Source organism: Leucobacter exalbidus (genome assembly GCF_017834145.1).
Lineage (GTDB): Bacteria > Actinomycetota > Actinomycetes > Actinomycetales > Microbacteriaceae > Leucobacter > Leucobacter exalbidus.
This window is the reverse complement of record NZ_JAFIDA010000001.1, coordinates 1291149-1317253: the sequence shown is the minus strand read 5'-3', so window position 1 is coordinate 1317253 and position 26105 is coordinate 1291149. Positions and strand designations below refer to the sequence as shown.

The 26105-nt window shown below is 62.2% G+C and carries 17 protein-coding genes, 3 rRNA genes and 1 pseudogene; all 21 read left to right on the top strand.

The features are described from left to right. The first annotated feature begins 118 nt into the window (after positions 1-118). The 21 genes and pseudogenes from JOF28_RS05965 (at position 119) to scpB (ending at position 25973) form a co-directional block, all read left to right on the top strand. Positions 119-1723 (top strand): annotated as a pseudogene (locus JOF28_RS05965) (amidohydrolase). Between the two features lie 38 nt (positions 1724-1761). Next, positions 1762-2751: an ABC transporter substrate-binding protein gene (locus tag JOF28_RS05960; protein ID WP_245189885.1), complete on the top strand. Its 990-nt coding sequence runs from the start codon at positions 1762-1764 to the stop codon at positions 2749-2751. Positions 2752-2796: 45 nt separating this feature from the next. After that, on the top strand, positions 2797-3762 hold the full coding sequence (locus tag JOF28_RS05955; RefSeq protein WP_209704932.1) for an amino acid ABC transporter permease: 966 nt from the start codon (positions 2797-2799) through the stop codon (positions 3760-3762). Next, positions 3759-4523 (top strand): amino acid ABC transporter ATP-binding protein, encoded by a 765-nt coding sequence (locus tag JOF28_RS05950; protein ID WP_209704931.1) that lies wholly within the window; start codon positions 3759-3761, stop codon positions 4521-4523. Before JOF28_RS05955 ends, JOF28_RS05950 begins: the two co-directional genes overlap by 4 nt. A gap of 3 nt (positions 4524-4526) precedes the next feature. Next, a complete protein-coding gene (locus JOF28_RS05945) occupies positions 4527-5597 on the top strand; it encodes a P1 family peptidase (protein ID WP_209704930.1) in 1071 nt (356 codons plus the stop codon). Between the two features lie 454 nt (positions 5598-6051). Beyond that, a 16S ribosomal RNA gene (locus tag JOF28_RS05940) occupies positions 6052-7578 on the top strand. Between the two features lie 421 nt (positions 7579-7999). Further along, positions 8000-11110, top strand: a 23S ribosomal RNA gene (locus tag JOF28_RS05935). A gap of 146 nt (positions 11111-11256) precedes the next feature. After that, positions 11257-11373: ribosomal RNA gene (gene rrf / locus JOF28_RS05930) — 5S ribosomal RNA — on the top strand. Together the 16S, 23S and 5S rRNA genes form the textbook arrangement of a ribosomal RNA operon. A gap of 108 nt (positions 11374-11481) precedes the next feature. Continuing rightward, the gene (locus JOF28_RS14485; RefSeq protein WP_245189884.1) at positions 11482-13854 is read left to right on the top strand and encodes a primosomal protein; all 2373 of its coding nucleotides are present in this window, start codon (positions 11482-11484) and stop codon (positions 13852-13854) included. Then, positions 13851-14891: an HAD-IIA family hydrolase gene (locus tag JOF28_RS05920; protein ID WP_209704929.1), complete on the top strand. Its 1041-nt coding sequence runs from the start codon at positions 13851-13853 to the stop codon at positions 14889-14891. The genes JOF28_RS14485 and JOF28_RS05920 overlap by 4 nt, the downstream gene beginning before the upstream one ends. 45 nt (positions 14892-14936) lie before the next feature. Continuing rightward, complete coding sequence (locus JOF28_RS05915; protein ID WP_209707158.1) at positions 14937-15140, top strand: hypothetical protein; 204 nt, start codon at positions 14937-14939, stop codon at positions 15138-15140. Then, positions 15133-16011 (top strand): TlyA family RNA methyltransferase, encoded by an 879-nt coding sequence (locus JOF28_RS05910; RefSeq protein WP_209704928.1) that lies wholly within the window; start codon positions 15133-15135, stop codon positions 16009-16011. Before JOF28_RS05915 ends, JOF28_RS05910 begins: the two co-directional genes overlap by 8 nt. Further along, complete coding sequence (locus JOF28_RS05905) at positions 16008-16964, top strand: NAD kinase (protein WP_209704927.1); 957 nt, start codon at positions 16008-16010, stop codon at positions 16962-16964. Before JOF28_RS05910 ends, JOF28_RS05905 begins: the two co-directional genes overlap by 4 nt. Further along, entirely contained in the window at positions 16961-18646 is a 1686-nt protein-coding gene (recN, locus tag JOF28_RS05900; protein ID WP_209704926.1) for a DNA repair protein RecN, read from the top strand. Before JOF28_RS05905 ends, recN begins: the two co-directional genes overlap by 4 nt. Positions 18647-18698: 52 nt before the next feature. Then, complete coding sequence (locus JOF28_RS05895) at positions 18699-19958, top strand: AI-2E family transporter (RefSeq protein ID WP_209704925.1); 1260 nt, start codon at positions 18699-18701, stop codon at positions 19956-19958. 52 nt (positions 19959-20010) lie between these two features. Beyond that, positions 20011-21699, top strand: a complete 1689-nt coding sequence (locus JOF28_RS05890) for a CTP synthase (RefSeq protein ID WP_209706836.1) — start codon at positions 20011-20013, stop codon at positions 21697-21699. Then, positions 21689-22519 carry an NUDIX domain-containing protein gene (locus JOF28_RS05885; protein WP_342452097.1) on the top strand — a complete coding sequence of 277 codons (831 nt, stop codon included), beginning with the start codon at positions 21689-21691 and terminating at the stop codon, positions 22517-22519. Before JOF28_RS05890 ends, JOF28_RS05885 begins: the two co-directional genes overlap by 11 nt. After that, positions 22516-23514 carry a site-specific tyrosine recombinase XerD gene (locus JOF28_RS05880; RefSeq protein WP_209704924.1) on the top strand — a complete coding sequence of 333 codons (999 nt, stop codon included), beginning with the start codon at positions 22516-22518 and terminating at the stop codon, positions 23512-23514. The genes JOF28_RS05885 and JOF28_RS05880 overlap by 4 nt, the downstream gene beginning before the upstream one ends. Positions 23515-23607: 93 nt before the next feature. Continuing rightward, positions 23608-24474 carry a ParA family protein gene (locus tag JOF28_RS05875; RefSeq protein WP_209704923.1) on the top strand — a complete coding sequence of 289 codons (867 nt, stop codon included), beginning with the start codon at positions 23608-23610 and terminating at the stop codon, positions 24472-24474. A gap of 10 nt (positions 24475-24484) precedes the next feature. Beyond that, on the top strand, positions 24485-25303 hold the full coding sequence (locus tag JOF28_RS05870) for a segregation and condensation protein A (protein WP_209704922.1): 819 nt from the start codon (positions 24485-24487) through the stop codon (positions 25301-25303). After that, positions 25296-25973 (top strand): SMC-Scp complex subunit ScpB, encoded by a 678-nt coding sequence (gene scpB, locus JOF28_RS05865; RefSeq protein WP_209704921.1) that lies wholly within the window; start codon positions 25296-25298, stop codon positions 25971-25973. The genes JOF28_RS05870 and scpB overlap by 8 nt, the downstream gene beginning before the upstream one ends. Positions 25974-26105 lie beyond the last annotated feature (132 nt).

Here is a 26105-nt window from a genome sequence, read left to right as displayed (position 1 = left end):
CAATGGTGACACGTTTACAACAAATTTACATTCAAACGGGCCAAACTGCCCTACTCTAGAGGTCAAGTGCCGCACTTCACAGGGCGGCACGACCGAGATACTTACAGCGAAGTAAGGAATGCTAATGGTCCACACGCTCTACCTTCACCCCAATATTCGTACCCTCGACGGCGCGAATGATGCGGGTGAGGTGCACGGTGCCATGCTGGTGGCAGACGGCATCATCGTTGCGCTGGGCACCCCCGATGAACTGCGCGGGCAGAGCCCAACGGGCACCGTTGAGGTCACGCTGCCGGGTGAGATCGTGCTCCCCGGGTTTCACGACGCACACATCCACACTGGCAACCTGGCGCGTGAGATCGATGCGCCAGATCTGCGCGGATGCGCCACCCTCGACGAAGCGCTCGACCGGTTGCGTGCGTACGAAGCCTCGCACCCCGGCACCGATTGGGTGCTCGGTGGGCGGTGGGATCGCAATGCATGAGAAGGGCGGCCCGAGCCGACCAGGCATCACCTCGATGCGATCTTCGGCGACCGGCCGGTCTCGCTGCCCAGCATCGACGGACATTCGGCGTGGGCAAACACTGCGGGGCTGAATGCCGCCGGCATCACCGAGCACACTCCCGATCCGGTGGGCGGCCGTATCACCCGCGAAGCTGGCACGCAGATCCCATCGGGCATGGTGTTCGAAACTGCCGAAGAGCCGTTGCGGGTGGCGTCTGAACTGAGTCTCGTGCCGCGACTGCACGACATGTTGGCGCTAGCCCACGAAGAACTCCTCGCGATGGGGATCACCCAGGTCACCAATTTTGAAGGGGCTGACGTGCGTGACGCCTACGCACGGCTGCACGCTGAGGGGCGGCTGCGGTTGCGCGCGCACATCGGCATCGACGTGTTTGATCTTGACGAGGCGATCGCCCAGGGCGTGCGCACCGGCGACGGCGACGATCGTCTCACCGTGGGCCCCGTGAAGCTGTACTCTGACGGTGCACTGGGCTCGCATACGGCGCATCTGCACGAGGATTTCACCGGCGATCCCGGCAACCGGGGCATAGCTGTGACCCCGTTCGCCGAATTGACGGTGCTGGTCGAGAAAGCGGTGAACGCCGGTATCGCGGTGGCCACGCACGCGATCGGCGACCAGGCCAACACCCTCGTGCTCAATGCCTATACCCCGATTGCTGAACAGGCTCACCGCGCTGGATTGCAGCTGAGGATCGAGCATTCTCAGCACCTACAATGGGAAGACGTCACCCGCTTCGCGCAGCTCGGGGTCGTGGCCTCGATGCAACCGATCCACTGCACGAGTGACTACCCGCTCAGCGTCGAGCTGCTGGGGGAGCGCGATATTGGGCACTACCCGTGGCGCGCGCTCATCGACGCCGGGGTCACCGTCGCGTTCGGATCAGATGCTCCGGTCGAACCGGCTGACCCACTCTTTGGCGTGCACGCCGCCGTCACCCGCACCCGACGAGACGGCGACCCCGAGGGCGGGCGTGAACCCGAGCAGCGAGTCACCGTGGCTGAAGCCCTCCGCGGATTCACCAGAGAACCCGCCGTCGCAGCGGGCATGGGTGACCACGCGGGACGCCTCGCCCCCGGCTATTTTGCCGACTTCATTGCACTCGACCAAGACCCCTTCACGATTGATCCGGCATCGATTTGGCAGATCACCGTCGCAGCGACCGCGGTCGCTGGCGAGATCGTGTTTACCCGTTCATAATGCACACCCCTAAGACAACGAAGCCTGAGGAGCACCCCATGAATTCAGTTATGACACGCATCAACCGGCCCGGCAACCTCGTGCGCGCGCTGGCCGGCGTCGCGGGTGCTGGCCTGCTGCTGGCGGGGCTTACCGCCTGCGGAGGCGAGTCACTCGCCGACACCGAGAAACCCGCAGAATCAACCGGCGAGGTTGAATTTATGGCGGTCCCCGACGAAGAAAAAGCGAAAGCCATCATTGAGGGCATCGAACCCTCGGCCACGGCGGCCGCCGAACTCCCCGCGAACTACGCCACCGACGGCATCAAGTTCGTGACCTCAGTGGGCTACCCGCCGATGGAAGAGTGGGGAACCAACAAGAAGGACATCATCGGGGTCGATCCGGCGATCGCACACGCCATCGCCCGCAAGCTCGGAGTGACGATGACGCTCGAGGATCAAGAGTTCAACTCGATGATTCCGGGCTTGATTTCGAACCGCTATGACGTACTGATGAGCTCGATGACCGATAATGCCGAGCGCCGCGAAACCACCACGTTTGTGGACTACGTCTCAGCTGGTAACGCCTTCCTCGTGTCCACAGGAAACCCCGAAAACATTGCGGCGCCGGCTGATTTATGCGGCAAGATCGTTGCGGTCGTTGACTCGGGATCATCGGCCATCCTGGCTGACGAATTCTCTGAGATCTGCACCGAAGCGGGCAGCGAACCTTACGAGGTGCTGCGTTTTGACGGAGACGCACCGGCTAACCTGGCCGTACAAAGCGGCCGCGCCGTCGCGACCATCACCGACTTCCCTGTCGCGAAGGCCCGCGAGGCCGACCCCGCCAACAAGATGGAAGCGATCGCGATCGACGGCGGCGAAAGCCTGTGGGGTATCGGAGTCGATAAGGCAGACACCGAGCTCGCCACCGCGGTGCAGACCGCGCTGCAAGAGCTCGTTGACGACGGCACTTACGGTGAGCTGCTCGCAGCTTGGAACGTTGAGGGAATGGCGGTGGAAACCGTCACGATCAACGGCGGTGACTAACGACGCACCAGGTTCACCTAGCCTCCCTCGCAGAACGGTAGCAACATGAAAACTCATACCCGCGCGGTCCCGTTTGAGGGCCCGGCAGGCGAACGCATTGCGATCGCGCCCACGCTCCACTGGCGACGGTGGGTCGTGGGAGTGATTGCGGTCGCAGTCGTGCTGTGGGCGCTGTCAATCTTGATCCTCAACCCCAATATTCGCTGGAACCGGGTGTGGGAGTACCTCTTCTCGACGACCATTCTCGAGGGGGTATGGGTCACTATCTGGGTGAGCCTCGCTGCGACCGTGCTGGGACTCATCACGGGCGTGCTGCTCGCCGTGATGAAAATCTCACAGAACCCGGTGCTGCGGTGGATCGCAGAGGGGTACATCTGGTTCTTCCGGGGGACCCCGGTGCTTGTGCAACTGATCTTCTGGTTTAACCTGGCATTTTTGCTGCCCTACATCACGCTGAAAATCCCGTTCACGAACATCGGCATGCGGTGGGACACCAACGTGCTGATCAGCGGATCGATCGCCGCGCTGCTGGGCTTAGGGCTCAACCTTGCCGCCTATTTTGCAGAAACGGTGCGCGCCGGCATTCAAGCCGTCGACCAGGGGCAACGAGAAGCCGCCCTCGCCGGCGGCATGACCAATGCGCAGACCATGCGGCTGATCGTGCTGCCCCAGGCGTTGCGCATCATCATTCCGCCCACCGGCAACGAATTCATCTCGATGCTGAAAACCACGTCACTCATTGTGGTCGTGGCCGGTAACGACCTGATGACCAACGCCAGCCGTATCTACAAGCAGAACAACCTCATCATTGAGCTGCTGATCGTTGCGAGCCTCTGGTACATGCTGATGACCGCCATCGCTACCTACCTGCAATCGCTGCTCGAGAAGCGGTTTGGGCAAGACCGCGTGCGCGTGATTCGGGGCGAAGGGTTTGCGCAGAAAATGATTCGTGTGGCCACCGAGAGCATCAAACTGCCGGGCGCAGACCAGAAGAAGGGGGCACGACGATGAGCGAGCTACTTGTTGACGCGCGGGGTGTGTGCAAAGCCTTTGGTGCGAACCAGGTGCTGCAGGGCGTCGACTTCGAGGTGCAGCGCGGCGAGGTGAGCTGCATTATTGGGCCATCGGGTTCGGGCAAGTCAACCTTTCTGCGCACGATCAACGCGCTTGAATCCATCGATGCTGGCAGCCTCATCGTGCGCGGTGAACAGGTGGGATACTCCCTGCGCAACGGCCGCTACCACCAGTTGAATGACCAGCGCATGGCTCAGTTTCGCTCGGCCATCGGCATGGTGTTTCAGCGCTTCAACCTCTACGGGCACCTCAATGCGCAAGAGAACGTGGCCGCAGCGCTGCTGCACGTGAAAAAGATGCCGGTCACCCAAGCCAACGCCCGCGCCCTCGAAGAACTTGACCGGGTGGGACTGGCCGAGCATGCCCACAAGCAACCACACCAGCTGTCGGGTGGTCAGCAACAGCGCGTCGCGATCGCGCGGGCGCTCGCGATGGATCCGGCGCTGATGTTGTTCGATGAACCCACCAGCGCGCTCGACCCCGAACTCGTGGACGAGGTACTCGAGACGATGCGGGGGCTGGCACGCGACGGCATGACCATGGTCGTCGTGACACACGAGATCGCCTTCGCCAAGGAGGTGGCCGATACCCTCAGCTTCTTCGATCAGGGGCGCGTCATTGAATCGGGTACCCCGCAGGCCGTCATCGATGACCCGAACTCGGTGCGCACCCGCAGCTTCCTCGACCGGGTGCGGTAACACGTGCAGGACGATACTTCGCGGCCCAGACTCGCTGACCTGGGCATTGGGACCGGCCCATACCCGCGCGGGCAACACAACGCGATCACCGATGTGGCCGGCGTGCGGGTCGGGCACGCGACGGTCACCGCCGCCGAAATCAATACGGGGGTGACCGCGATCGTTCCCGATGCGCTGTCGGCGGGGTGCCGGTCAGTGCCCGCCGGCCTCGCCGTGGGCAACGGATACGGCAAACTCGTCGGCGCGACGCAGATCACCGAGCTGGGCGAGATCGAAACCCCGGTGCTGCTGACCAGCACACTGTCTGCCTTTCGAGTGGCTGACGCGCTCCTCACCGAAGTGCTCGCGCAACCCTGGCATGCAGACACCACTTCATTGAACCCGGTGGTGGGGGAGACCAATGACGGTTTCCTGTCGCACATCAGGCAACGGCCAATCACGGCCGATCACGTGCATCACGCGCTCGCCGCAGCCGCATCTGGTCCAGTGGCCGAAGGCAACGTCGGCGCGGGCACCGGCACCACCGCGCTTGGGTTCAAAGGGGGCATCGGTACTGCCTCGCGAATCGTCACTCTGAACGACCGAAGCGTCACCGTCGGTGTGCTCGTGCAGAGTAACTTCACCGGCACCCTGCGGATCGCCGGCGTACCTATGCCGGCCGCCCATATGCTGCCCGACCCACCCGCCGAAACCGTGGGCAATTCGTGCATGATCGTCGTTGCGATCGACGCACCATTTGATGGCCGCCAGCTCAATCGTCTCGCGCGGCGAGCGATCTACGGCATGCGGGGAGTGGGGGCAGACTTCGCGAACGGAAGTGGGGACTATGCGATCGCGTTCTCTACAGCGGGCAACGGCACCGAAGCTGCACGTGGGTGGGCTGGCGAACACCCGGCAGACGCAGACCTCTCCCCGCTGTTTCACGCCACGATGCTTGCGGTAGAGGAAGCACTCATCAACTCGGTGCTGCGTGCATCAACCGCATATGGGCCCGAAGGGCGGGTAGCCCACGGCATCCCCATTGCGATCGTGCGCCAGCGATTGAGGGCGGCAGGTGCCACTGCACTTGAGTGACTGTAACGAATATGGTCGTTGAAGCCGTCGCACATCGGCGCATCACAACGTGCCGACATTGCGGGGATACTGCGGCGACACGCCATGGGGAGGGGCAGGACTTGCCCTGACCTTGGCATCTGCGTATTGTTATCTCTTGTCGCTGCAACGCTGCCGGGCCGGAACAACAGTCCGGCTCATTAGCTTGCGCAAATACTTACTTGAAGTTGTGGTAAGTTAGACAGGTTGCTCTTCGGAAGGCCTTTGGCTGGTACGGGGAGTGTCTGGTCCTTGAGAACTCAATAGTGTGCACTTAAATTGTCAAATGCCAATTTATTTAAACCCTTCCCGATCTTCGGATTGGTGGGGTTGTTTTGGACAAATTATATGAACGTCAGTAATGATGTTCGTTTTTGTCAGGTTGAACTCGTTCTGCTGGGAAGCTTTTTCCGTTTTCTGGTGGGGCATGTAATTTTTTACGGAGAGTTTGATCCTGGCTCAGGACGAACGCTGGCGGCGTGCTTAACACATGCAAGTCGAACGCTGAAGCCCTAGCTTGCTGGGGTGGATGAGTGGCGAACGGGTGAGTAACACGTGAGTAACCTGCCCATCACTCTGGGATAAGCACTGGAAACGGTGTCTAATACTGGATATGCACAGCGGCCGCATGGTCAGTTGTGGGAAAGATTTATCGGTGATGGATGGACTCGCGGCCTATCAGCTTGTTGGTGAGGTAATGGCTCACCAAGGCGACGACGGGTAGCCGGCCTGAGAGGGTGATCGGCCACACTGGGACTGAGACACGGCCCAGACTCCTACGGGAGGCAGCAGTGGGGAATATTGCACAATGGGCGCAAGCCTGATGCAGCAACGCCGCGTGAGGGATGAAGGCCTTCGGGTTGTAAACCTCTTTTAGTAGGGAAGAAGCGAAAGTGACGGTACCTGCAGAAAAAGCACCGGCTAACTACGTGCCAGCAGCCGCGGTAATACGTAGGGTGCAAGCGTTGTCCGGAATTATTGGGCGTAAAGAGCTCGTAGGCGGCTTGTCGCGTCTGCTGTGAAAACCCGAGGCTCAACCTCGGGCTTGCAGTGGGTACGGGCAGGCTAGAGTGCGGTAGGGGAGATTGGAATTCCTGGTGTAGCGGTGGAATGCGCAGATATCAGGAGGAACACCGATGGCGAAGGCAGATCTCTGGGCCGCTACTGACGCTGAGGAGCGAAAGCATGGGGAGCGAACAGGATTAGATACCCTGGTAGTCCATGCCGTAAACGTTGGGAACTAGATGTAGGGCCTGTTCCACGGGTTCTGTGTCGTAGCTAACGCATTAAGTTCCCCGCCTGGGGAGTACGGCCGCAAGGCTAAAACTCAAAGGAATTGACGGGGGCCCGCACAAGCGGCGGAGCATGCGGATTAATTCGATGCAACGCGAAGAACCTTACCAAGGCTTGACATGTAGAAGAACGGGCGAGAGATCGTCAACTCTTTGGACACTTCTATACAGGTGGTGCATGGTTGTCGTCAGCTCGTGTCGTGAGATGTTCGGTTAAGTCCGGCAACGAGCGCAACCCTCGTCCTATGTTGCCAGCACGTTATGGTGGGAACTCATGGGATACTGCCGTGGTCAACACGGAGGAAGGTGGGGATGACGTCAAATCATCATGCCCCTTATGTCTTGGGCTTCACGCATGCTACAATGGCCGGTACAATGGGCTGCGATACCGCGAGGTGGAGCGAATCCCAAAAAGCCGGTCTCAGTTCGGATTGGGGTCTGCAACTCGACCCCATGAAGTCGGAGTCGCTAGTAATCGCAGATCAGCAACGCTGCGGTGAATACGTTCCCGGGCCTTGTACACACCGCCCGTCAAGTCATGAAAGTCGGTAACACCCGAAGCCGGTGGCCTAACCCCTTGTGGGAGGGAGCTGTCGAAGGTGGGACTGGTGATTAGGACTAAGTCGTAACAAGGTAGCCGTACCGGAAGGTGCGGCTGGATCACCTCCTTTCTAAGGAGCACTCAACAACATTGTTGTTGCAGAATGTTCAGGACATCACCGTACGTGTGATGCTGAACGCTCATGGGTGGAACATTCGACAAAGTAAACTTTGATTTGCTCGTCTGTGCAAGTACGCCAGGTCCTTTACGGGGCAGGGTTGGAAAGCGTGGGTGAGTGGGTTCTAGTTTCAAGACAGTGCATACTATTGGGTCCTGAAGGCCCAGCCAGCTGCTCCTGTATGGGGGTGGGTGTTTGGTTTCTTCGGGCCCTTCTGCGTCGCACTTGTTGGTGGCGTGGTTGGGATCGACCGTACGTTGAGAACTACACAGTGGACGCGAGCATCTAACAACAACCTACGGGTTGTTGTTGATACTAAATTTTTTTCATTGGTCGCATTATTTATAATGTGATTTTTTTGATACTTATGTGATTTCAAATCTTTAAGAGCAAACGGTGGATGCCTTGGCATCTGGAGCCGAAGAAGGACGTAGTAATCTGCGATAAGCCTCGGGGAGCCGATAAACGGGCTGTGATTCGAGGATTTCCGAATGGGGAAACCCCGCCAGGGCACTTGTGTACCTGGTGACTCCCGCCTGAATATATAGGGCGGGTAGAGGGAACGGGGGGAAGTGAAACATCTCAGTACCCCCAGGAAGAGAAAACAAAAGTGATTCCGGTAGTAGTGGCGAGCGAACCCGGATGAGGCTAAACCGGTCATGTGTGATACCCGGCAGGGGTTGCATGGTCGGGGTTGTGGGACTTGTTGGATGGGTCTGCCGGCCTGTCAACGTGAGAGTGAAGCTATAGGAGAACGACTTGGAATGGTCGACCGGAGTGGGTGAGAGTCCCGTATCCGAAATGGTTTTACCGCGTGATGAGTATCCCAAGTAGCACGGGGCCCGAGAAATCCCGTGTGAATCTGTCAGGACCACCTGATAAGCCTAAATACTTCCAGATGACCGATAGCGGACTAGTACCGTGAGGGAAAGGTGAAAAGTACCCCGGGAGGGGAGTGAAATAGTACCTGAAACCGTTTGCTTACAATCCGTCGGAGCTAGCTTGTTCTAGTGACGGCGTGCCTTTTGAAGAATGAGCCTGCGAGTTAGCGATATGTGGCGAGGTTAACCCGTGTGGGGTAGCCGTAGCGAAAGCGAGTCTGAATAGGGCGATTCAGTCGCATGTCCTAGACCCGAAGCGAAGTGATCTATCCATGGCCAGGTTGAAGCGCGTGTAAGAGCGCGTGGAGGACCGAACCCACTTAGGTTGAAAACTGAGGGGATGAGCTGTGGATAGGGGTGAAAGGCCAATCAAACTTCGTGATAGCTGGTTCTCTCCGAAATGCATTTAGGTGCAGCGTTGCGTGTTTCTTGCCGGAGGTAGAGCTACTGGATGGCCGATGGGCCCGAAAAGGTTACTGACGTCAGCTAAACTCCGAATGCCGGTAAGTGAGAGCGCAGCAGTGAGACTGTGGGGGATAAGCTTCATAGTCGAGAGGGAAACAACCCAGATCACCATCTAAGGTCCCAAAGCGCGTGCTAAGTGGAAAAGGATGTGGAGTTGCTGTGACAACCAGGAGGTTGGCTTAGAAGCAGCCACCCTTGAAAGAGTGCGTAATAGCTCACTGGTCAAGTGATTCCGCGCCGACAATGTAACGGGGCTCAAGCACGCCACCGAAGTTGTGGCATTTAACGTATAGACAAGCCTTTTGTGGTTCAGTCCGTTGGATGGGTAGGAGAGCGTCGTGTGGCCATTGAAGCGGCGGTGTGAACCAGCCGTGGAGGCTACACGAGTGAGAATGCAGGCATGAGTAGCGAAAGACGGGTGAGAAACCCGTCCTCCGGAAGACCAAGGGTTCCAGGGTCAAGCTAATCTTCCCTGGGTAAGTCGGGACCTAAGGCGAGGCCGACAGGCGTAGTCGATGGACAACGGGTTGATATTCCCGTACCGGCGGTAAACCGTCAAAGGCCTAACGAGTAGTGCTAAGCAAACCTAAGCTTGCATGGATCCTTCGGGTGATGTGTGGGTGGTGGCTGCGAACCCAAAGCTCGGGTGGTGAGCGTGAGGTGTGACGCAGGAAGGTAGCCTGTGCCGGGCGATGGTTGTCCCGGTGTAAGTATGTAGCCTGTTCCTTATTAATAGTTTGGGACATGAAGGGTGAGATACGATGCGGACCCTTTGGGGGAAGCAGGTGATCCTATGCTGCCTAGAAAAGCATCGACGTGAGGTTTGCTGTTGCCCGTACCCCAAACCGACTCAGGTGGTCAGGTAGAGAATACTCAGGAGATCGAGATAATCATGGTGAAGGAACTCGGCAAAATGCCCCCGTAACTTCGGGAGAAGGGGGGCCATCCGCTTATTAGACTTTACGTTGAAAGGGTGTGGTGGCCGCAGAGACCAGTGGGGAACGACTGTTTACTAAAAACACAGGTCCGTGCTAACACGCAAGTGGATGTATACGGACTGACGCCTGCCCGGTGCTGGAAGGTTAAGAGGAGAGGTTAGGACTTTCGGGTTCGAAGCTTTGAATTTAAGCCCCAGTAAACGGCGGTGGTAACTATAACCATCCTAAGGTAGCGAAATTCCTTGTCGGGTAAGTTCCGACCTGCACGAATGGCGTAACGATTCCCCAGCTGTCTCCACCGTGAACTCGGCGAAATTGCAATACGAGTAAAGATGCTCGTTACGCGCAGAAGGACGGAAAGACCCCGTGACCTTTACTACAGCTTGGTATTGGTGTTCGGTGTGGCCTGTGTAGGATAGGTGGGAGACTGTGAAGCTGTGACGCTAGTTATGGTGGAGTCGTTGTTGAAATACCACTCTGGTCATATTGGATATCTAACTATGGACCCTGATCGGGTTCTGGGACAGTGCCTGGTGGGTAGTTTAACTGGGGCGGTTGCCTCCTAAAGAGTAACGGAGGCGCCCAAAGGTTCCCTCAGCCTGGTTGGTAATCAGGTGGCGAGTGTAAGTGCACAAGGGAGCTTGACTGTGAGACTGACAGGTCGAGCAGGGACGAAAGTCGGGACTAGTGATCCGGCAGTGGCTTGTGGAAGCGCTGTCGCTCAACGGATAAAAGGTACCTCGGGGATAACAGGCTGATCTTGCCCAAGAGTCCATATCGACGGCATGGTTTGGCACCTCGATGTCGGCTCGTCGCATCCTGGGGCTGGAGTTGGTCCCAAGGGTTGGGCTGTTCGCCCATTAAAGCGGTACGCGAGCTGGGTTTAGAACGTCGTGAGACAGTTCGGTCCCTATCCTCTGCGCGCGTTGGAAATTTGAGAGGATCTGACCCTAGTACGAGAGGACCGGGTTGGACAGACCTCTGGTGTGCCAGTTGTTCTGCCAAGGGCATGGCTGGTTGGCTACGTTTGGGATGGATAACCGCTGAAAGCATCTAAGCGGGAAGCCGGCCTCGAGATGAGATTTCCGTACACCATTTGGTGTGTGAGGCTCCCAGTAGATTACTGGGTTGATAGGCCAGATGTGGAAGCCCGGTAACGGGTGGAGCTGACTGGTACTAATAAGCCGATGGTTTGATTTCTTCCCAACATTGTGTTGGGCATAAGATCCTAATTTTTGTGTAACGATTGTTCGCGTCTACTTTGTGGTTCCCAACGGACGGCCACACCCCCAAACAAGTCACTTTTTGGTGTCAGGGTTTGGGTGTGGTTTGTATGTTGATAGAGTTACGGTGGTTATAGCATCAGGGAAACGCCCGGTTACATTCCGAACCCGGAAGCTAAGACTGATTGCGCCGATGGTACTGCACTCGGGAGGGTGTGGGAGAGTAGGTCACCGCCGGACACCTTTTAATAAGGGGTCGTGGGGTATTACACGATGATCGTGTGATGCTCTGCGGCTCCTTTTTTATTTTGTAGACTTAAAGTTAAACAGTGTTTTCGGGAGGCACCCATGAATGAACGTCCAGACCGGCGCGACCACGCAGATCGCGGCCCCCGGAAATCACAGAACCCGCGCGGCGAAGGCGACCAGCGTCGCGACGACCGCGGGCCTCGCCGCGAGGGCAGCAGTGCCCCGCGCAGCGATGACCGCGCACCCCGCCGTGACGGTGAGTTCAAGCCCCGTCGCGAGGGCGGCTACAACCAGCGTAGCGATGATCGTGGTCCGCGCCGCGATAACGACTTCAAGCCGCGCCGCGAGGGCGAGTTCAAGCCCCGCCGCGATAATGACTTCAAGCCCCGCCGTGACGGCGACTCAGCTCCCCGTCGCGAGGGCGGCTACAACCAGCGCAGCGATGACCGCGCGCCTCGCCGTGACTTCGGCGAGCGCGATCGTGCACCTCGTCGTGACGGCGAATTCAAGCCGCGTCGCGAAGGTGGTTTCAACCAGCGCAGCGACGATCGTGGCCCGCGCCGCGAAGGCGACTTCAAGCCTCGTCGCGAAGGCGGCTTTAACCAGCGCAGCGATGATCGTGGCCCGCGCCGCGAGGGCGAGTTCAAGCCTCGTCGTGACGGCGACTCAGCTCCCCGTCGCGAAGGCGGCTACAACCAGCGCAGCGACGATCGCGCACCCCGCCGTGATTTCGGCGACCGCGATCGTGCGCCCCGTCGCGACGATCGTGACGACCGCGGCCCCCGCCGTGACGGCGACTTCAAGCCTCGTCGAGAGGGTGGCTACAACCAGCGCAGCGATGATCGTGGCCCGCGCCGCGATAACGACTTCAAGCCCCGCCGCGACGGTGACTCAGCTCCTCGTCGTGAGGGTGGTTTCAACCAGCGCAGTGACGATCGTGGCTCCCGTCGTGAGGGCGGCTTCAACCAGCGCAGCGACGACCGTGCGCCTCGCCGTGATTTCGGCGACCGCGATCGTGCGCCCCGTCGCGACGATCGTGACGACCGCGGCCCCCGCCGTGACGGCGACTTCAAGCCGCGTCGCGAGGGTGGCTTTAACCAGCGCAGCGATGATCGTGGCCCGCGCCGCGATAACGACTTCAAGCCCCGCCGCGACGGTGACTCGGCTCCCCGTCGCGAAGGTGGCTACAACCAGCGCAGCGATGACCGTGGCCCCCGTCGTGAGGGTGGCTACAACCAGCGCAGCGACGATCGCGCACCCCGCCGTGACTTCGGCGACCGCGATCGCGCGCCCCGTCGCGACGACCGTGACGACCGGGGACAGCAGTCCTTCGGCCGTGGCGGCACCCGCGGTGGCGGCCGCAGCGACCGTGGTGGCGCTGCACGCGAGTTCACCGAGGCCGAGCGCCTGCAGCACGAGCTGCGCCCGGTGCGCAGCGAGCACAAGGATCCGGTGCTGCCCGACGAGATCGAGCCGAAGGATCTGCACCCCTCAGCCCGCAATGAGCTGAAGACCCTGCAGCCCGAGACGCAAGAGAGCGTTGCGCGTCACCTCGCCATGGTGGCGTACCTGATCGACGAAGAGCCCGAGCTCGCGCACCAGCACGCGCTTTCGGCAAGCCGTCGCGCCGGCCGCATCCCCGTGGCACGTGAAACACTCGCGATCACCGCATACCGCACGGGCGACTTCGCTCTGGCGCTGCGCGAACTGCGCACCTACCGCCGGCTGAGCGGCCTCGACGGCCACCTCGCGCTGATGGTGGACTGTGAGCGTGGCCTCGGCCGCCCCGAAAAGGCGATCGAAACCGCTCAGGCAGCCGACACCAGCAAGCTCGAAACCGAAGAGCGCGTGCTCCTCGCGATCGCAGTTTCTGGCGCCCGCCTCGACCTGGGCCAGACCCAGCAGGCACTGTTCGAGCTCGAGATCCCTGAGTTGAACCCCAAGAAGGCTTTCTTGTGGAGCCCGAGCCTGTTCGGTGCATACGCCGCGGTGCTCGAGGATCTGGGCCGCGAAGACGAAGCAGCTCGCTGGTTCGCTCGCGCTGACCAGGCCGAAGGCGCGCTGCAGGCCGCCCAGGGCGGCTTCGACGAACTCGAGGTATTCGAGGTTCGCGAAGACGAGTACATGAACGAGGTTCTGACCGAGGGCGTTGAGCTCGATGACATTGAGCTCGAAGATGTCGACGGTGCTGATGAGGCTGTAGCTGCTGAGGCGACGCAGGATCCGGATCAGGATTCAGCTCCCGCAGCAGCCGCCGACAGCGAGGCCCCCGAGGCCGCAGCTGCTGAGGAAGCTCCTGTTGAGGAAGCTCCCGCAGCGGTAGTTGCCGCTGAAGAAGCTCCTGCTGAAGAAGCTGCTGCTGAAGAGGCTCCCGCCGCCGTGTCCGTCGAGGACGAGGTTGCCGAGATTCTCGCAGACGCCGGTATCGACGATTCAACTGAGGAAGCAGCAGGCGAAGGAGCAGCACAGTGAGGCTGTTCGGGCCCAAGCCCACTCCGCTCGGCGACGCACCCGTCGCCGGGCGCGAGCTCATCTTGAGCGATCTCGATGGGGTCGTGTACCGCGGCCCCAACCCCATCGCGGGCGCCGTGGAGTCGCTCACCCGCGCCGCATCGTCGGCACGGGTGGCGTACCTCACCAACAATGCTTCGCGCACCGACCAGACGGTCGCTGTGCAGTTGCAGGGCTTCGGGTTGCCCGTCACCGCAGCAGATATCGTGACCTCGCCGCAGGCGGCCGTCGCGATGCTCGCTGAGACGGTCGCTCCGGGCGCACGCGTGCTCGTGATCGGCGGCGACGGTCTCGTCGACGAACTCGGCAAAGCCGGGTACGAGGTGACCCGCAGCGCTGACGACGCGCCCGTGGCCGTGTTGCAGGGATTCTCGCCCGATATTGGGTGGACGGATCTTGCCGAGGCCACCTACGCGCTCGCTGAGCGTGAGGACGGTAGCCAGCTGCCCTGGATCGCTACGAACACCGACTGGACGATTCCGACCGACCGTGGGCTTGCCCCCGGTAATGGCACCCTCGTCTCAGCGGTGCACACGGCGGTGCAGCGGCTTCCCGTATTCGCGGGCAAGCCCGAGACCCCCATTTATGAGGCCGCCTTCGCACGCTTCGGCACCCGCAACGCGCTCATGCTGGGCGATCGGCTCGACACCGACACCAAGGGCGCGCGCGCCGCGGGCATTGCCTCGCTGCACGTGCTCACCGGCGTCGACCGACCCAAGCAGCTCGTGGCCGCATCAAAAGACATGCAGCCCGACTTCATTGTCGAGACCCTCGACAAGATGCACGAGCCGTACCCGCAGACGGTGATTTTGAAAGACGGCACCGCGCAGGTCGGCACGGCGAAGGTACGCATGGATGGGCACGTGGCACACGTGGTCGCCGAGGGCGACTCCGCCATCAACCTGCTGCGCGCCGGCTGCGCCGCGATTTGGTGCTCAGGGTTGGCAATTTACGGTCTGAAAGTTCCTGAGATTCTGTACAAGGATCACTGGAGCTGAGCGGCGTTCGCGCGTCGTGACGGTGGTGCTCGTTAGGCTAAGAGAATGACAGATCTTGATGACGCGACACCGCAGGTTGGTGAGCTCACCCCGAGTGAGCTCACCAACCGCATCGAGCTCATCGGCGCACTGAGCCTCGCCCAGCGGGCGAGCGGGTTTCTCCAGCTGCACGACGAACTGGTGACCGAGCTTGAACGAAGCGACCAGCAGCCCGCAGACGCCACGAAATCAGGTGGACCGCATGCGTGAGTCAACCTGGGCCGGGGAGCCCACCAGGTTAGACCGTGTGCTCGCTGAGGCGGGCCTCGCCCGCTCACGCACACAGGCCGCCGAGCTGATTGACCGCGACGAAGTGCGCGTCAACGGCGCATCGGTGACCAAAGCGAGCCTGCGCATCGTCGCAGACGACATCGTGGCCGTCACCATGACCGAACGGTACGTCAGCCGCGCCGCCTACAAACTGGTGGCCGGGCTCGACGAGTTTGACATTGACCCAGCGGGTCGCATCGCACTTGACCTGGGCGCCTCCACCGGGGGATTCAGCCAGGTACTCGTCGAACGCGGCGCGACGGCCGTGCAAGCCATCGACGTGGGCCACGGCCAGCTCGCCCCTGAGCTGCTCGACGAACCACGCATTCGGCTGGTCGAGGGCCGCAACGCCCGCGAGCTCGATGCCGAGAACCTCGCGCACGACACCGGCATCGCCGAGCCACCCACGCTTGTGGTGGCCGACCTGTCATTCATTTCGCTGCGCCTGATCTTTCCCGCGATCGCGAAGTGCGCGGCGGCCGACGCCGATCTCGTGCTGCTCGTGAAACCACAGTTTGAAGTCGGCCGAGTGCGCGACGGCATCGTAACGAACCCCGTGCAATGGGGCGAAGCGCTGCGGGTCGCGATTACGGCGGCCGCCGAGAACGGATTTGCGGTGCGCGGGCTGGCACACTCTCCGATCACCGGCGGGCACGGCAACCGAGAGTTTCTGACGCACTTTACGCGAGACAATCGCGGCAACGCGCTCGATCAGACAGAATGGGAAGCGCGCATCGCAGCATTGTGCGCCGACCCCAATCCTGCAACTCTTGTAGACCCGCGCACGGCCGAGAGGAACGAAACCGAATGAGCCAGGAACGCAGTAGCGCAGGGGGTCACCCGCTCGCCGATCTTCGGGAGCACCGACGCATTCTGATCGTGTCTCACACCCACCGTGACGAGGCCATCGCCGCCACCGTGCAGGCCGTATCAGCGTTGACCGCTGCGGGCGTCACCCCGGTGATGGATCCGCACGACCGCGACGAATTCTCCCCGCACATCGATGTCGAACAAATCGAAGGACTCGGGCTCGACGCCCCCATAGAGCAGATCGAAGTCACCATTGTGCTGGGTGGTGACGGCACCATTTTGCGCGCCGCCGAACTGCTGCGCGGCTCTGAATGCCCCATCGTAGGCGTGAACCTCGGCCACGTCGGGTTCCTCGCCGAAATGGAAAGCTACGACCTCGCCACGACCATCGATCGGGTGCTGCGACGTGACTACACCGTCGAGCAGCGCCTCACCCTCGACGTGGTGGCCACCCTCAACGGTGAAGTGATCGCCGACACCTGGGCCCTCAACGAAGCGAGCGTTGAAAAGCACCGCCGCATGCTCGAGGTCGAGATTGGCGTTGACGGGCTGCCCGTCTCAAGCTTCGCGTGTGACGGCATGGTGCTCGCCACCCCCACCGGATCGACGGCCTACGCATTCTCGGCGGGCGGGCCCATCATCTGGCCGACCGTGCAGGCCATGCTGATGGTGCCGATCGCGGCGCACGCCCTGTTCGATCGGCCGCTCGTCACCGGCACCGACTCCGAGCTCAGTGTGCGCATTCTGCCCGAGAACATTGGCCCCGGTGTGCTGTGGTGCGACGGTCGCCGCCGCACCGAGCTGCCCGCGGGATCAATCGTGCGCGCGCGCACCTCGAGCCAGTCGGTGCGCATTGCCCGACTGAACTCGGCCGAGTTCTCAAACCGGCTGGTACAGAAATTCCATCTGCCAGTCTCAGGATGGCGTGGCGCACGCCGGGAGGTCACCGAATGATTGAGGAACTGCGGATCAGGGACCTGGGGGTCATCGCAGATACCACCCTGCCGCTCGGCCCCGGGTTTACCGCAATCACCGGCGAGACCGGCGCGGGTAAAACGATGGTCGTCAGCGCCCTGGGGCTGCTCATGGGCGAGCGCTCTGACGCGGGCGCCGTGCGCAACGGTGCCAAGCAGGCACGCGTTAGCGGCATTGTGCGCACCCAAGACAGCGCCGTCACCGACATTGTTGACGAGCTCGGCGGCGATGTTGAGGACGACGAACTCGTGCTCACCCGCACCGTGAGTGCCGAAGGCCGCAGCCGCGTTAGCGTGGGCGGCAGTAGCGCCACCGTGGGCGGCCTGGTGCGGCTGTCTGAGCGCCTATTTGCGGTGCACGGACAGTCTGAACAACTGCGACTGAAGTCGCTTGCCGCGCAGCGCGACACCCTCGACCGATTTGGCGGGACGGCCATCACCGCCACCCGCACCGAATACCAATCAGTGCACACGCTGCGGCGTCAGCTCGCTGAAGAAGTGGGCACGCTGCGGTCAGCGCTCGACGAGCGGGCAGCTGAGGCCGCACGCACCCGCGCCGAACTCGAAGAGATTGAAGCGGTTGATCCGCAGCCGGGTGAAGAGACCGAACTCACCGAGCGCATCGACCGACTGAGCAACATTGAGCAGCTGCGCGCCGCCACCTCTGCCGCCCATGAGGCGCTCATGAGCGAGTCAGATGATCCGATGTCGCGCGACGCCAGCGGCCTGGTCGATGATGCAGTGCGCGACCTCGAACGGGCTGCGGGATTTGACCCGCGGCTGGCCACGATTCACGAGATGCTGCAGAACGTGAGCTTTCAGCTCGCCGATGCCGCACGTGAACTCTCGGCCTACTCGGGCGATCTTGATCAAGAGGGCCCGGGGGAGCTGGCCGCCGCTAACGACCGGCTGGCCGCGCTCACTGCACTGTTTCGGCTCTACGGTGTCGACTCAGAAGCGGTGATCGCATACGCGCAGGCCGCGGCGGCCCGCCTCACTGAACTCGACGGTGACGATGACCGCATCGATGCGCTCTCTGATGAGCTCGCGCAGGCCGAATCCCGTGAAGCCGTGCTTGCGGCTGAACTGACCGAGCTGCGCGAGGCCGCTGCCGGGCGCATCTCGAAGCTGGTGAGCGCCGAGCTGCGCCAGCTCGCACTGCCTGACGCCGAGTTTGTGGCGAGCGTCGCCCCGCTTGAGGCACTGACGGTCTCGGGCGGCGACGAGATTCAGTTCTTGCTCGCCCCCCACCCCGGATCCACGCCGCGACCGGTGGCCAAAACGGCGTCGGGCGGTGAGCTGTCACGCGTGATGCTGGCCCTCGAAGTGGTAGTGGCCGGGGTTGATCCGGTGCCCACATTCGTATTTGACGAGGTTGATGCAGGCGTCGGCGGCGCCGCGGCCATCGAGATTGGGCGCAGGCTTGCGCTGCTCGCGCGCACCTCGCAGGTGATCGTGGTGACCCACCTGGCGCAGGTTGCGGCCTTCGCCAACAACCATCTGCGGGTGCAGAAAGATTCAAGCGGCGGCTACACCGAGAGCAGCTGTGTGCGGCTTGAGGGGCAGGCGCGCCTGGGGGAGATGGCGAGACTGCTGTCGGGGCTCGTCGATTCTGACAGCGCGCTCGAGCACGCGGCCGAGCTGCTCGCCCTGCGCACGTAATCGCGGCATAAATTTTGCCGCGGTGTCTGGGCTTGGTGCTACGCTCCCAATCATGACCAAGTTGTTCGAACGGGGCGCGTTTCGCCGCAAGAAACCCGACCTCACCAGCGCACCCGAGGTGAAAGCCGCTTACCTCGACTCGCATCCGGCGGTGGTGCACGCCGACCTCGAACAAATGGACGCAGAAACGCGTGCGCTGTACCGTGACGCGCGAGACGCCGCGCGTGATGCGCAGGCCGAACAAGCGAACTCAAAAACCCGCGAGTTTATCGTGCGCAGCCCGTTTCAGCTGGGCTTCACGGTCACACTGGGCGTGCTCGTCGCGATTTTGTTTGGCGGGATGGTTGATCAGCTCAGCACGATCCTGATGTATGTTGCGGCGGCGCTGTTTCTGGCCCTGGGCCTTGACCCCGTGGTGCGCAGGCTCGAACGTCGCCGGGTGAAGCGACCGCTGGGTATCGGCATCGTGTTCGGCAGCTTTGTGCTCGTCATCGGCGCGCTGCTCGGGATCATCATTCCGATGATCGCCAATCAGATCTCGTTGCTGGTGCAAAGCGCACCCACCCTGGTCAAAGACATCCAGACACAGCCCTGGTTTCTTGACCTGCAGCAGCGCTTCGGATCATTCATCGATTTCGAGGGGCTCCTCGGCATGGGGCGCGATCTCGTCACCAAGCCCGAGAACTGGGCGCAGCTGGCCGGCGGGGTATGGAACGCCGGCATCGGTATCGCGAACGGCCTCACCGCGACGCTGATCATTTTGATCCTGTCGCTCTACTTCCTCGCGTCCTTGCGCGGCATCAAGCGGGCGTTCTACTCGGTCGTGCCCAAGACGGGGCGCGCGAAGGTGATCGACATTACCGAGCAGGTCACCAAATCTGTGGGTGGCTACGTCAGTGGCATGGTGGTGCTCGCGTTCATTAACGCGGTGCTCGGATTCATCATGATGACCATTGTCGGGGTGCCGTTCGCCGGGCTGGTGGCCGTGGGCGTCTTCCTGCTCGCCCTGATTCCGCTCGTCGGCTCGGTGCTCGCCACCGTGCTCGTCGCGGTCATCGCGCTGTTCAACTCGCCCACGACGGCGATCATCGCCGCCATTTATTATTTGGTCTATATGCAGATCGAGTCATACCTTTTGACGCCCAAGGTGATGAACCGTGTGGTGTCGGTGCCAGGGTCACTCGTGGTCATCGGAGCACTCGCCGGCGGCACACTTCTGGGGCTGCTCGGCGCACTCATTTCTATCCCCGTTACCGCCGCGGTACTCATGGTGATTAAGCAAGTTTGGGTACCCCGACAGGAACTGAGATAGTCCACTCACGTCATTCTGACGAAATCAACTGATAGGATCGAAGCCCGTGGGAATGAAGCAGAGCGCGGCACAGCCGAAAACGACCAAACACATCTTTGTGACCGGGGGCGTCATATCGTCACTCGGCAAAGGCCTGACGGCCGCTAGCCTGGGTAATCTGCTCACTGCACGTGGTTTGCACGTCGTGATGCAGAAGCTCGATCCATATCTGAATGTGGATCCCGGCACCATGAATCCGTTTGAGCACGGCGAAGTCTTCGTGACTGACGACGGTGCTGAGACGGATCTCGATATCGGACACTACGAACGCTTCCTCGGCATCAACTTGTCGCAGGCAGCCAACGTTACGACCGGGCAGATCTACTCGACCGTGATCGCCAAGGAGCGCCGCGGCGACTACCTCGGCGCAACCGTGCAGGTGATCCCGCACATCACGAACGAGATCAAGCGACGCATGCGTCTGCAGGCCTCTGAGGATCCGCAGCCCGACGTCATCATCACCGAGGTCGGTGGCACCGTAGGTGACATCGAATCGCAGCCGTTCCTCGAATCGGCACGCCAGGTGCGTCACGAACTCGGCCGCGGCAACGTGTTCTTCGTGCACGTTTCCCTCGTACCGTTCATGGGCGCCTCAGGCGAACAGAAGACCAAGCCGACCCAGCACTCCGTTGCTGCGCTGCGCTCGATCGGTATTCAGCCCGACGCCCTCGTGCTGCGCAGCGACCGCCCCGTCACCGACGACAACATGCGCAAGATTGCGCTGATGTGTGACGTCGAAGAGCGCGCGGTCATCAACGCCATCGACGTGCCCAGCATCTACGACCTGCCGACGCTGCTGAACACGCAGGGTCTCGATAGCGTCATTGTTGAGACGCTCGGCCTAGATGAAGTATCCACCGACGTGGACTGGACGGGCTGGCAGCCGGTACTCGACGCCGTGCACGAGCCCAAGGGCGAAGTGACCATCGGTCTCGTCGGTAAGTACATCAACCTGCCCGACGCTTACCTGTCGGTCACCGAGGCACTGCGCGCTGGCGGCTTCGCACACGCGCAGAAGGTCAACGTGAAGTGGATCCCCTCTGACACGTGCGAGACCCCCGAGGGTGCGCACGCCGCGCTCAGCGAGGTCGACGGCATTTGCGTGCCCGGCGGCTTTGGTATTCGCGGCATCGAGGGCAAGCTTGGCGCGCTGCGCTTCGCCCGCGAGAACGGCATCCCCACCCTGGGCCTGTGCCTCGGCATGCAGTGCATGGTCATCGAGTACGCGCGCAACGTCGCCGACCTCGAGGGCGCCTCGTCAACCGAGTTCGACCCCGAGACCACCGTGCCGGTAATCGCCACGATGGCCGAGCAGATCGACATCATCGACGGCGGCGACCTGGGCGGCACCATGCGCCTTGGCCTGTACGAAGCTGAGTTCGCTGAGGGTTCGCTCGCCGCACGCCTCTACGGTGCTTCGAGCGCCAGCGAGCGTCACCGTCACCGCTACGAGGTGAACAACACCTACCGCAACGAAATCGCCGCGGCTGGCCTGTCATTCTCGGGCACGAGCCCCGATGGCTCACTCGTTGAGTACGTCGAGCTGCCCACCGAGGTGCACCCGTTCTACATCGCAACGCAGGCTCACCCCGAGCTGCGATCACGCCCGGGCACCCCGCACCCGCTGTTCGCTGGTCTCGTTGAAGCTGCGATCGGCCGCCGAGAGGCCGCACGCCTCTTCGAGGTCGAGGGTGACAACTAACACCCCCATTTCGGGCGCGGTGGCTTCGGCCGCCGCGCCCGTTGGCGTACCTGCGGCCATTATTCAGCCAGCAGCAGCTGGCGTGCCGGGGGAGCCGCAGCCCCAGCGGGCGGCCGCAGAGTTTGACCTGCATCAGGATGGAGCGCGAGCAATGACGACCACGAAGGTGCCCAGCACCTCACCCGCTGAGTACCTCAGTGATACGCCCGCCGCCGTAGACGTGCTCGACAGCGAGCTGCTCGTACACGGCCGGGTGTGGGATGTGCGGCGCGACCGCTTCACTTTCGGCGACTCCGAGCTGGTGCGCGACTACATCGATCACACCGGCGCGGTCGCCGTGCTGGCGCTCGACGACCAAGACCGCGTGCTGGTGATGCGGCAATACCGCCACCCCGTCGCGCGTCGCGATATCGAAATTCCTGCGGGGCTGATGGACGCCCCCGGCGAATCTGGGCTCGCGGGCGCACAGCGCGAACTCGCCGAAGAGGCCGACCTCGCAGCGAACCGCTGGGACCTGCTGCTCGACCTGTTCTTATCGCCCGGCGGATCAAGCGAAACCATGCGCATTTTCTTGGCGCGAGACCTGTGCCCCACCACCCACGATTTCGTGCGCGAGGGCGAAGAAGCCGAACTGCAGCCTGAATGGGTGCCGCTCGATGACGCGGTAGCGGCCGCTCTTGCCGGCCGGATCGGCAACTCGGTGACCGTGAGCGCAGTGTTAGCCGCCTACGCTGCACGCGAGGCAGGTTGGGCGACGCTGCGCGATCCAAAAACTCCGTGGGAGTTTCGGGAGGGCGTGCGCGGAGAACGGTCACGATGACGACCCTCTCAGTCGACGCGGGGATCGACCGCTTCTTACGACACGTCGCCATTGAGCGGGGCCTCGCCGAGAACAGCTTGGCTGCATACCGGCGCGACCTTGCCTCATACGCGAACTGGCTTGCGGCGCAGGGCATTGACGATCTCGCCCAGGTGGCCCCCGACACCCTGTCGTCGTTTGTGTCTGACCTCGCCAGCCACGAGGGCGAACATGAGGCGCTCGCGCCCTCATCGATCACCCGCCGCGCATCAACTGTGCGCGGCATGCACCGGTATCTGTTCGAAGAAGAACTCCTCGAAGGGTATGCGGGGCGGGGGCTGCGCACGCCCAAGAAACCCCAGCGGCTGCCGAAAGCGCTCGCGCTCGAAGACGTCGAAGCGTTACTCGCGCATGCGGGCGGTGACGACCCCGTGGGGCTGCGCGACCGCGCGCTTCTCGAACTGCTGTACGGCAGCGGGGCACGCGTCAGCGAGGCCTGCACCCTCGACCTCGACGACCTGCTGCTGGAAGGCGGCAGGGGTGACGCCACGGGTGCCAGCGGCGAGGCCGGAATCGATGAGGCCTCTGAACGCGCGCTCGAAGCGGGCGGATTTTTACGAGTGCAGGGCAAGGGCTCTAAACAGCGCGTGGTGCCCTACGGCAGCTACGCGGGGCGTGCGCTCGCCGCATACCTCGTGCGGGCCCGCCCCAGCATGGTGGCGCGCGGCGCCGGCACCCCGGCGCTCTTCGTAGGCCCACGCGGTGCACGACTCTCGCGGCAGAGCGCATGGCTGGTGATCCGGGCCGCAGCAGAGCGCGCCGGCATCACGCGCGAGGTCTCTCCCCACACCCTGCGGCATTCCTTCGCCACCCACCTGCTCGCGGGCGGCGCCGATGTGCGCACCGTGCAAGAGCTGCTCGGACATTCGTCGGTGACGACCACACAGATTTACACCCAGGTGACCGCCGACACCCTGCGCGAGCACTACCTGACCGCGCACCCGCGTGCCACCTGAGGAAAGTTCGTGAGCGCTTCGCCGCACCCGCGTCAGGAGCAGGGGGCGGCAAAGCGATAGGATGGAGCGTTAGCGACGCGGGAGGAGGCCTTGATGGCGAACGTGCAGGCCCAGATTCAGCCGAAGATCGGACCGACAGGACGAGTCGATCGGGTGATTCCCGCACCCCGCAAACTGGAGAGCCACGGCCCCGCGCGCATCATCGCGATGTGCAACCAGAAGGGTGGCGTCGGTAAGACGACGAGCACCATCAACCTGGCTGCCGCGCTCGCGCGCTACGGCCGTCGCGTGCTCGCGGTTGACTTCGACCCGCAGGGCGCACTCTCGGCAGGCCTCGGAGTGCCCGCGCACGAGGTCCCCACGATTTACGACCTGATGCTGGGCAAGGTGAAGGATCCGCGTGAAGCGATTCAGCACACCGGCACCCCCGGCCTCGATCTCATCCCCGCCAACATCGACCTGTCGGCGGCCGAGGTGCACCTCGTCACCGAGGTGGCCCGCGAACAGATTCTGGGCAGCGTGCTGCGCAAGGTCGTCGACGACTACGACGTGATTTTGGTGGACTGCCAGCCGTCGCTTGGCCTCTTGACCGTGAACGCGTTGACCGCGAGCCACGGCGTGCTGATTCCGCTGGCGTGCGAATACTTCGCACTGCGCGGTGTGGCACTGCTCGTGGAAACGATCGAGAAGGTGAAGGATCGCCTGAACCCGGCCCTTGCCCTCGACGGCATCCTCGCGACCATGTACGACTCGCGTACGCTGCACGCCCGCGAAGTACTCGACCGCGTGGTCGAAACCTTTGGCGACAGCGTCTTCGACACCGTCATCGGCCGCACCGTGAAGCTGCCCGACGCCCAGATCGCCGCGAAGCCGGTCATTGATTACGCGCCGGCGAACCCGGCGTCTGAGTCGTACCTCAAGCTCGCCCGCGAGCTCGTAGAACGCGGCATCGTCGCCTAAGCGAGCACCCATGACCCGCGAGAGCGATCCCGTCGAGGCTCGTTCTCGCGAGTTTCGAGTGAGCCTTGACGTCTTTGACGGGCCATTCGATCTGCTGCTGACGCTCATCGGCAAACACGAGCTCGACATCACCGATGTCTCGCTCAGCCTCGTCACCGATGAGTTCATCGGCTACCTCGCGGGCCTCGACGCCGAAGACAGCGACCAGCTCAATCACGCAAGCGAATTCTTGGTGGTCGCGGCGACGCTGCTCGACCTGAAGATTGCGAGCCTGCTGCCCCAGGGCGAGGCCGTTGACGCCGAGGGGATCGCGCTGCTTGAAGCCCGAGACCTGCTGTTCGCCCGGCTGCTGCAGTACCGCGCGTTCAAACTGGCGAGTGCCTGGTTTCGCGACCGCCTCGTCATTGAAGGCGAGCGTCATGCGAGACAGGTTGCGCTTGAACCCAAATTTCGTTCGGCTGACCCCGAGCTTGAATTCAGCCTGACCGCGGCCGACTTCGCCGCCATCGCACAGCTCGCGTTCACACCGCGTGAGATTCCGACGGTGGGGCTCGAGCACCTGCACGCCCCGCTCGTATCCATTCGAGAGCAGGCCGCGATCGTGGTCACCGCGCTGCGCGGCGGGCCTGCGCAATCATTTCGTGAACTTATCTCAGGCGTGCATGAGCGCGGGGTGATCGTCGCCCGGTTCCTCGCAATTCTTGAACTGTACCGCCGCGACGCCGTGACTTTCACACAGCTCGAACCCCTGGGAGAATTGATAGTGCACTGGAACAGCGACAGCTGGTCTGACGAAGAACTGGCAACACTGGGGAGTGACTATGAGTGAGCTTGAGCGCGGCGAGACCGACGAAGTCGCTGAGCTTGCGACGGTGCGATCGACCCACTCGCTCACCCAGCAGCTTGAAGCGTTACTCATCGTGGCCGAGCAGCCGCAAGACGCCATCGCGCTCGCCGCGGCGGTGGATCGCCCGGTAGCTGAGGTACGCGCAGCCCTGGCTGCGCTCATCGCCGACTATGATGGCGTAGGATTGCAGGAAGGATCGGGTGCCGCAGGCGCCAGATCTGGATCGAGCGCTGAGCCCGGATCGGTGGCTCGCGAGCCGCGCGGGTTCGAGCTGCGCGAGGTGTCGGGCGGCTTCAGATTTTACGTTCGCGCATCGCTAGATCTGGTCGTTGCTGACGCGGTGCGCCAGGAGCGCAGCGCAAAGCTCTCACAGGCAGCACTTGAAACACTCGCCGTGATCGCGTATCGTCAGCCTGTTACACGCGGCCAAGTCGCCCAGATTCGCGCGGTCAACGTTGACTCAGTAGTGCGCACACTATTGAGTCACAGCCTGATCGAGGAGGCCGGTCACCACGAGGAGACTGGCGCCACGCTGTACGGCACCACGGATGTGTTGCTTGATCGGCTCGGAATAGGCGATATTTCTGAGCTGCCCCATATTTCACCGTTGCTTGATGACGGTGCTGAAGGTTTTGAACATGAATTGCTGTAGGCGCATACCCGCGCTTGGGCGGAAGGTAGTCACATGAGTAGCGAAAACGGGGGCCTCGGCGGCACCCTCTCGGTCGACGGCGAAATCGTTGAGGTCGACCTCGCAGAATTCGGCTGGCCTGGGGACCGCCCC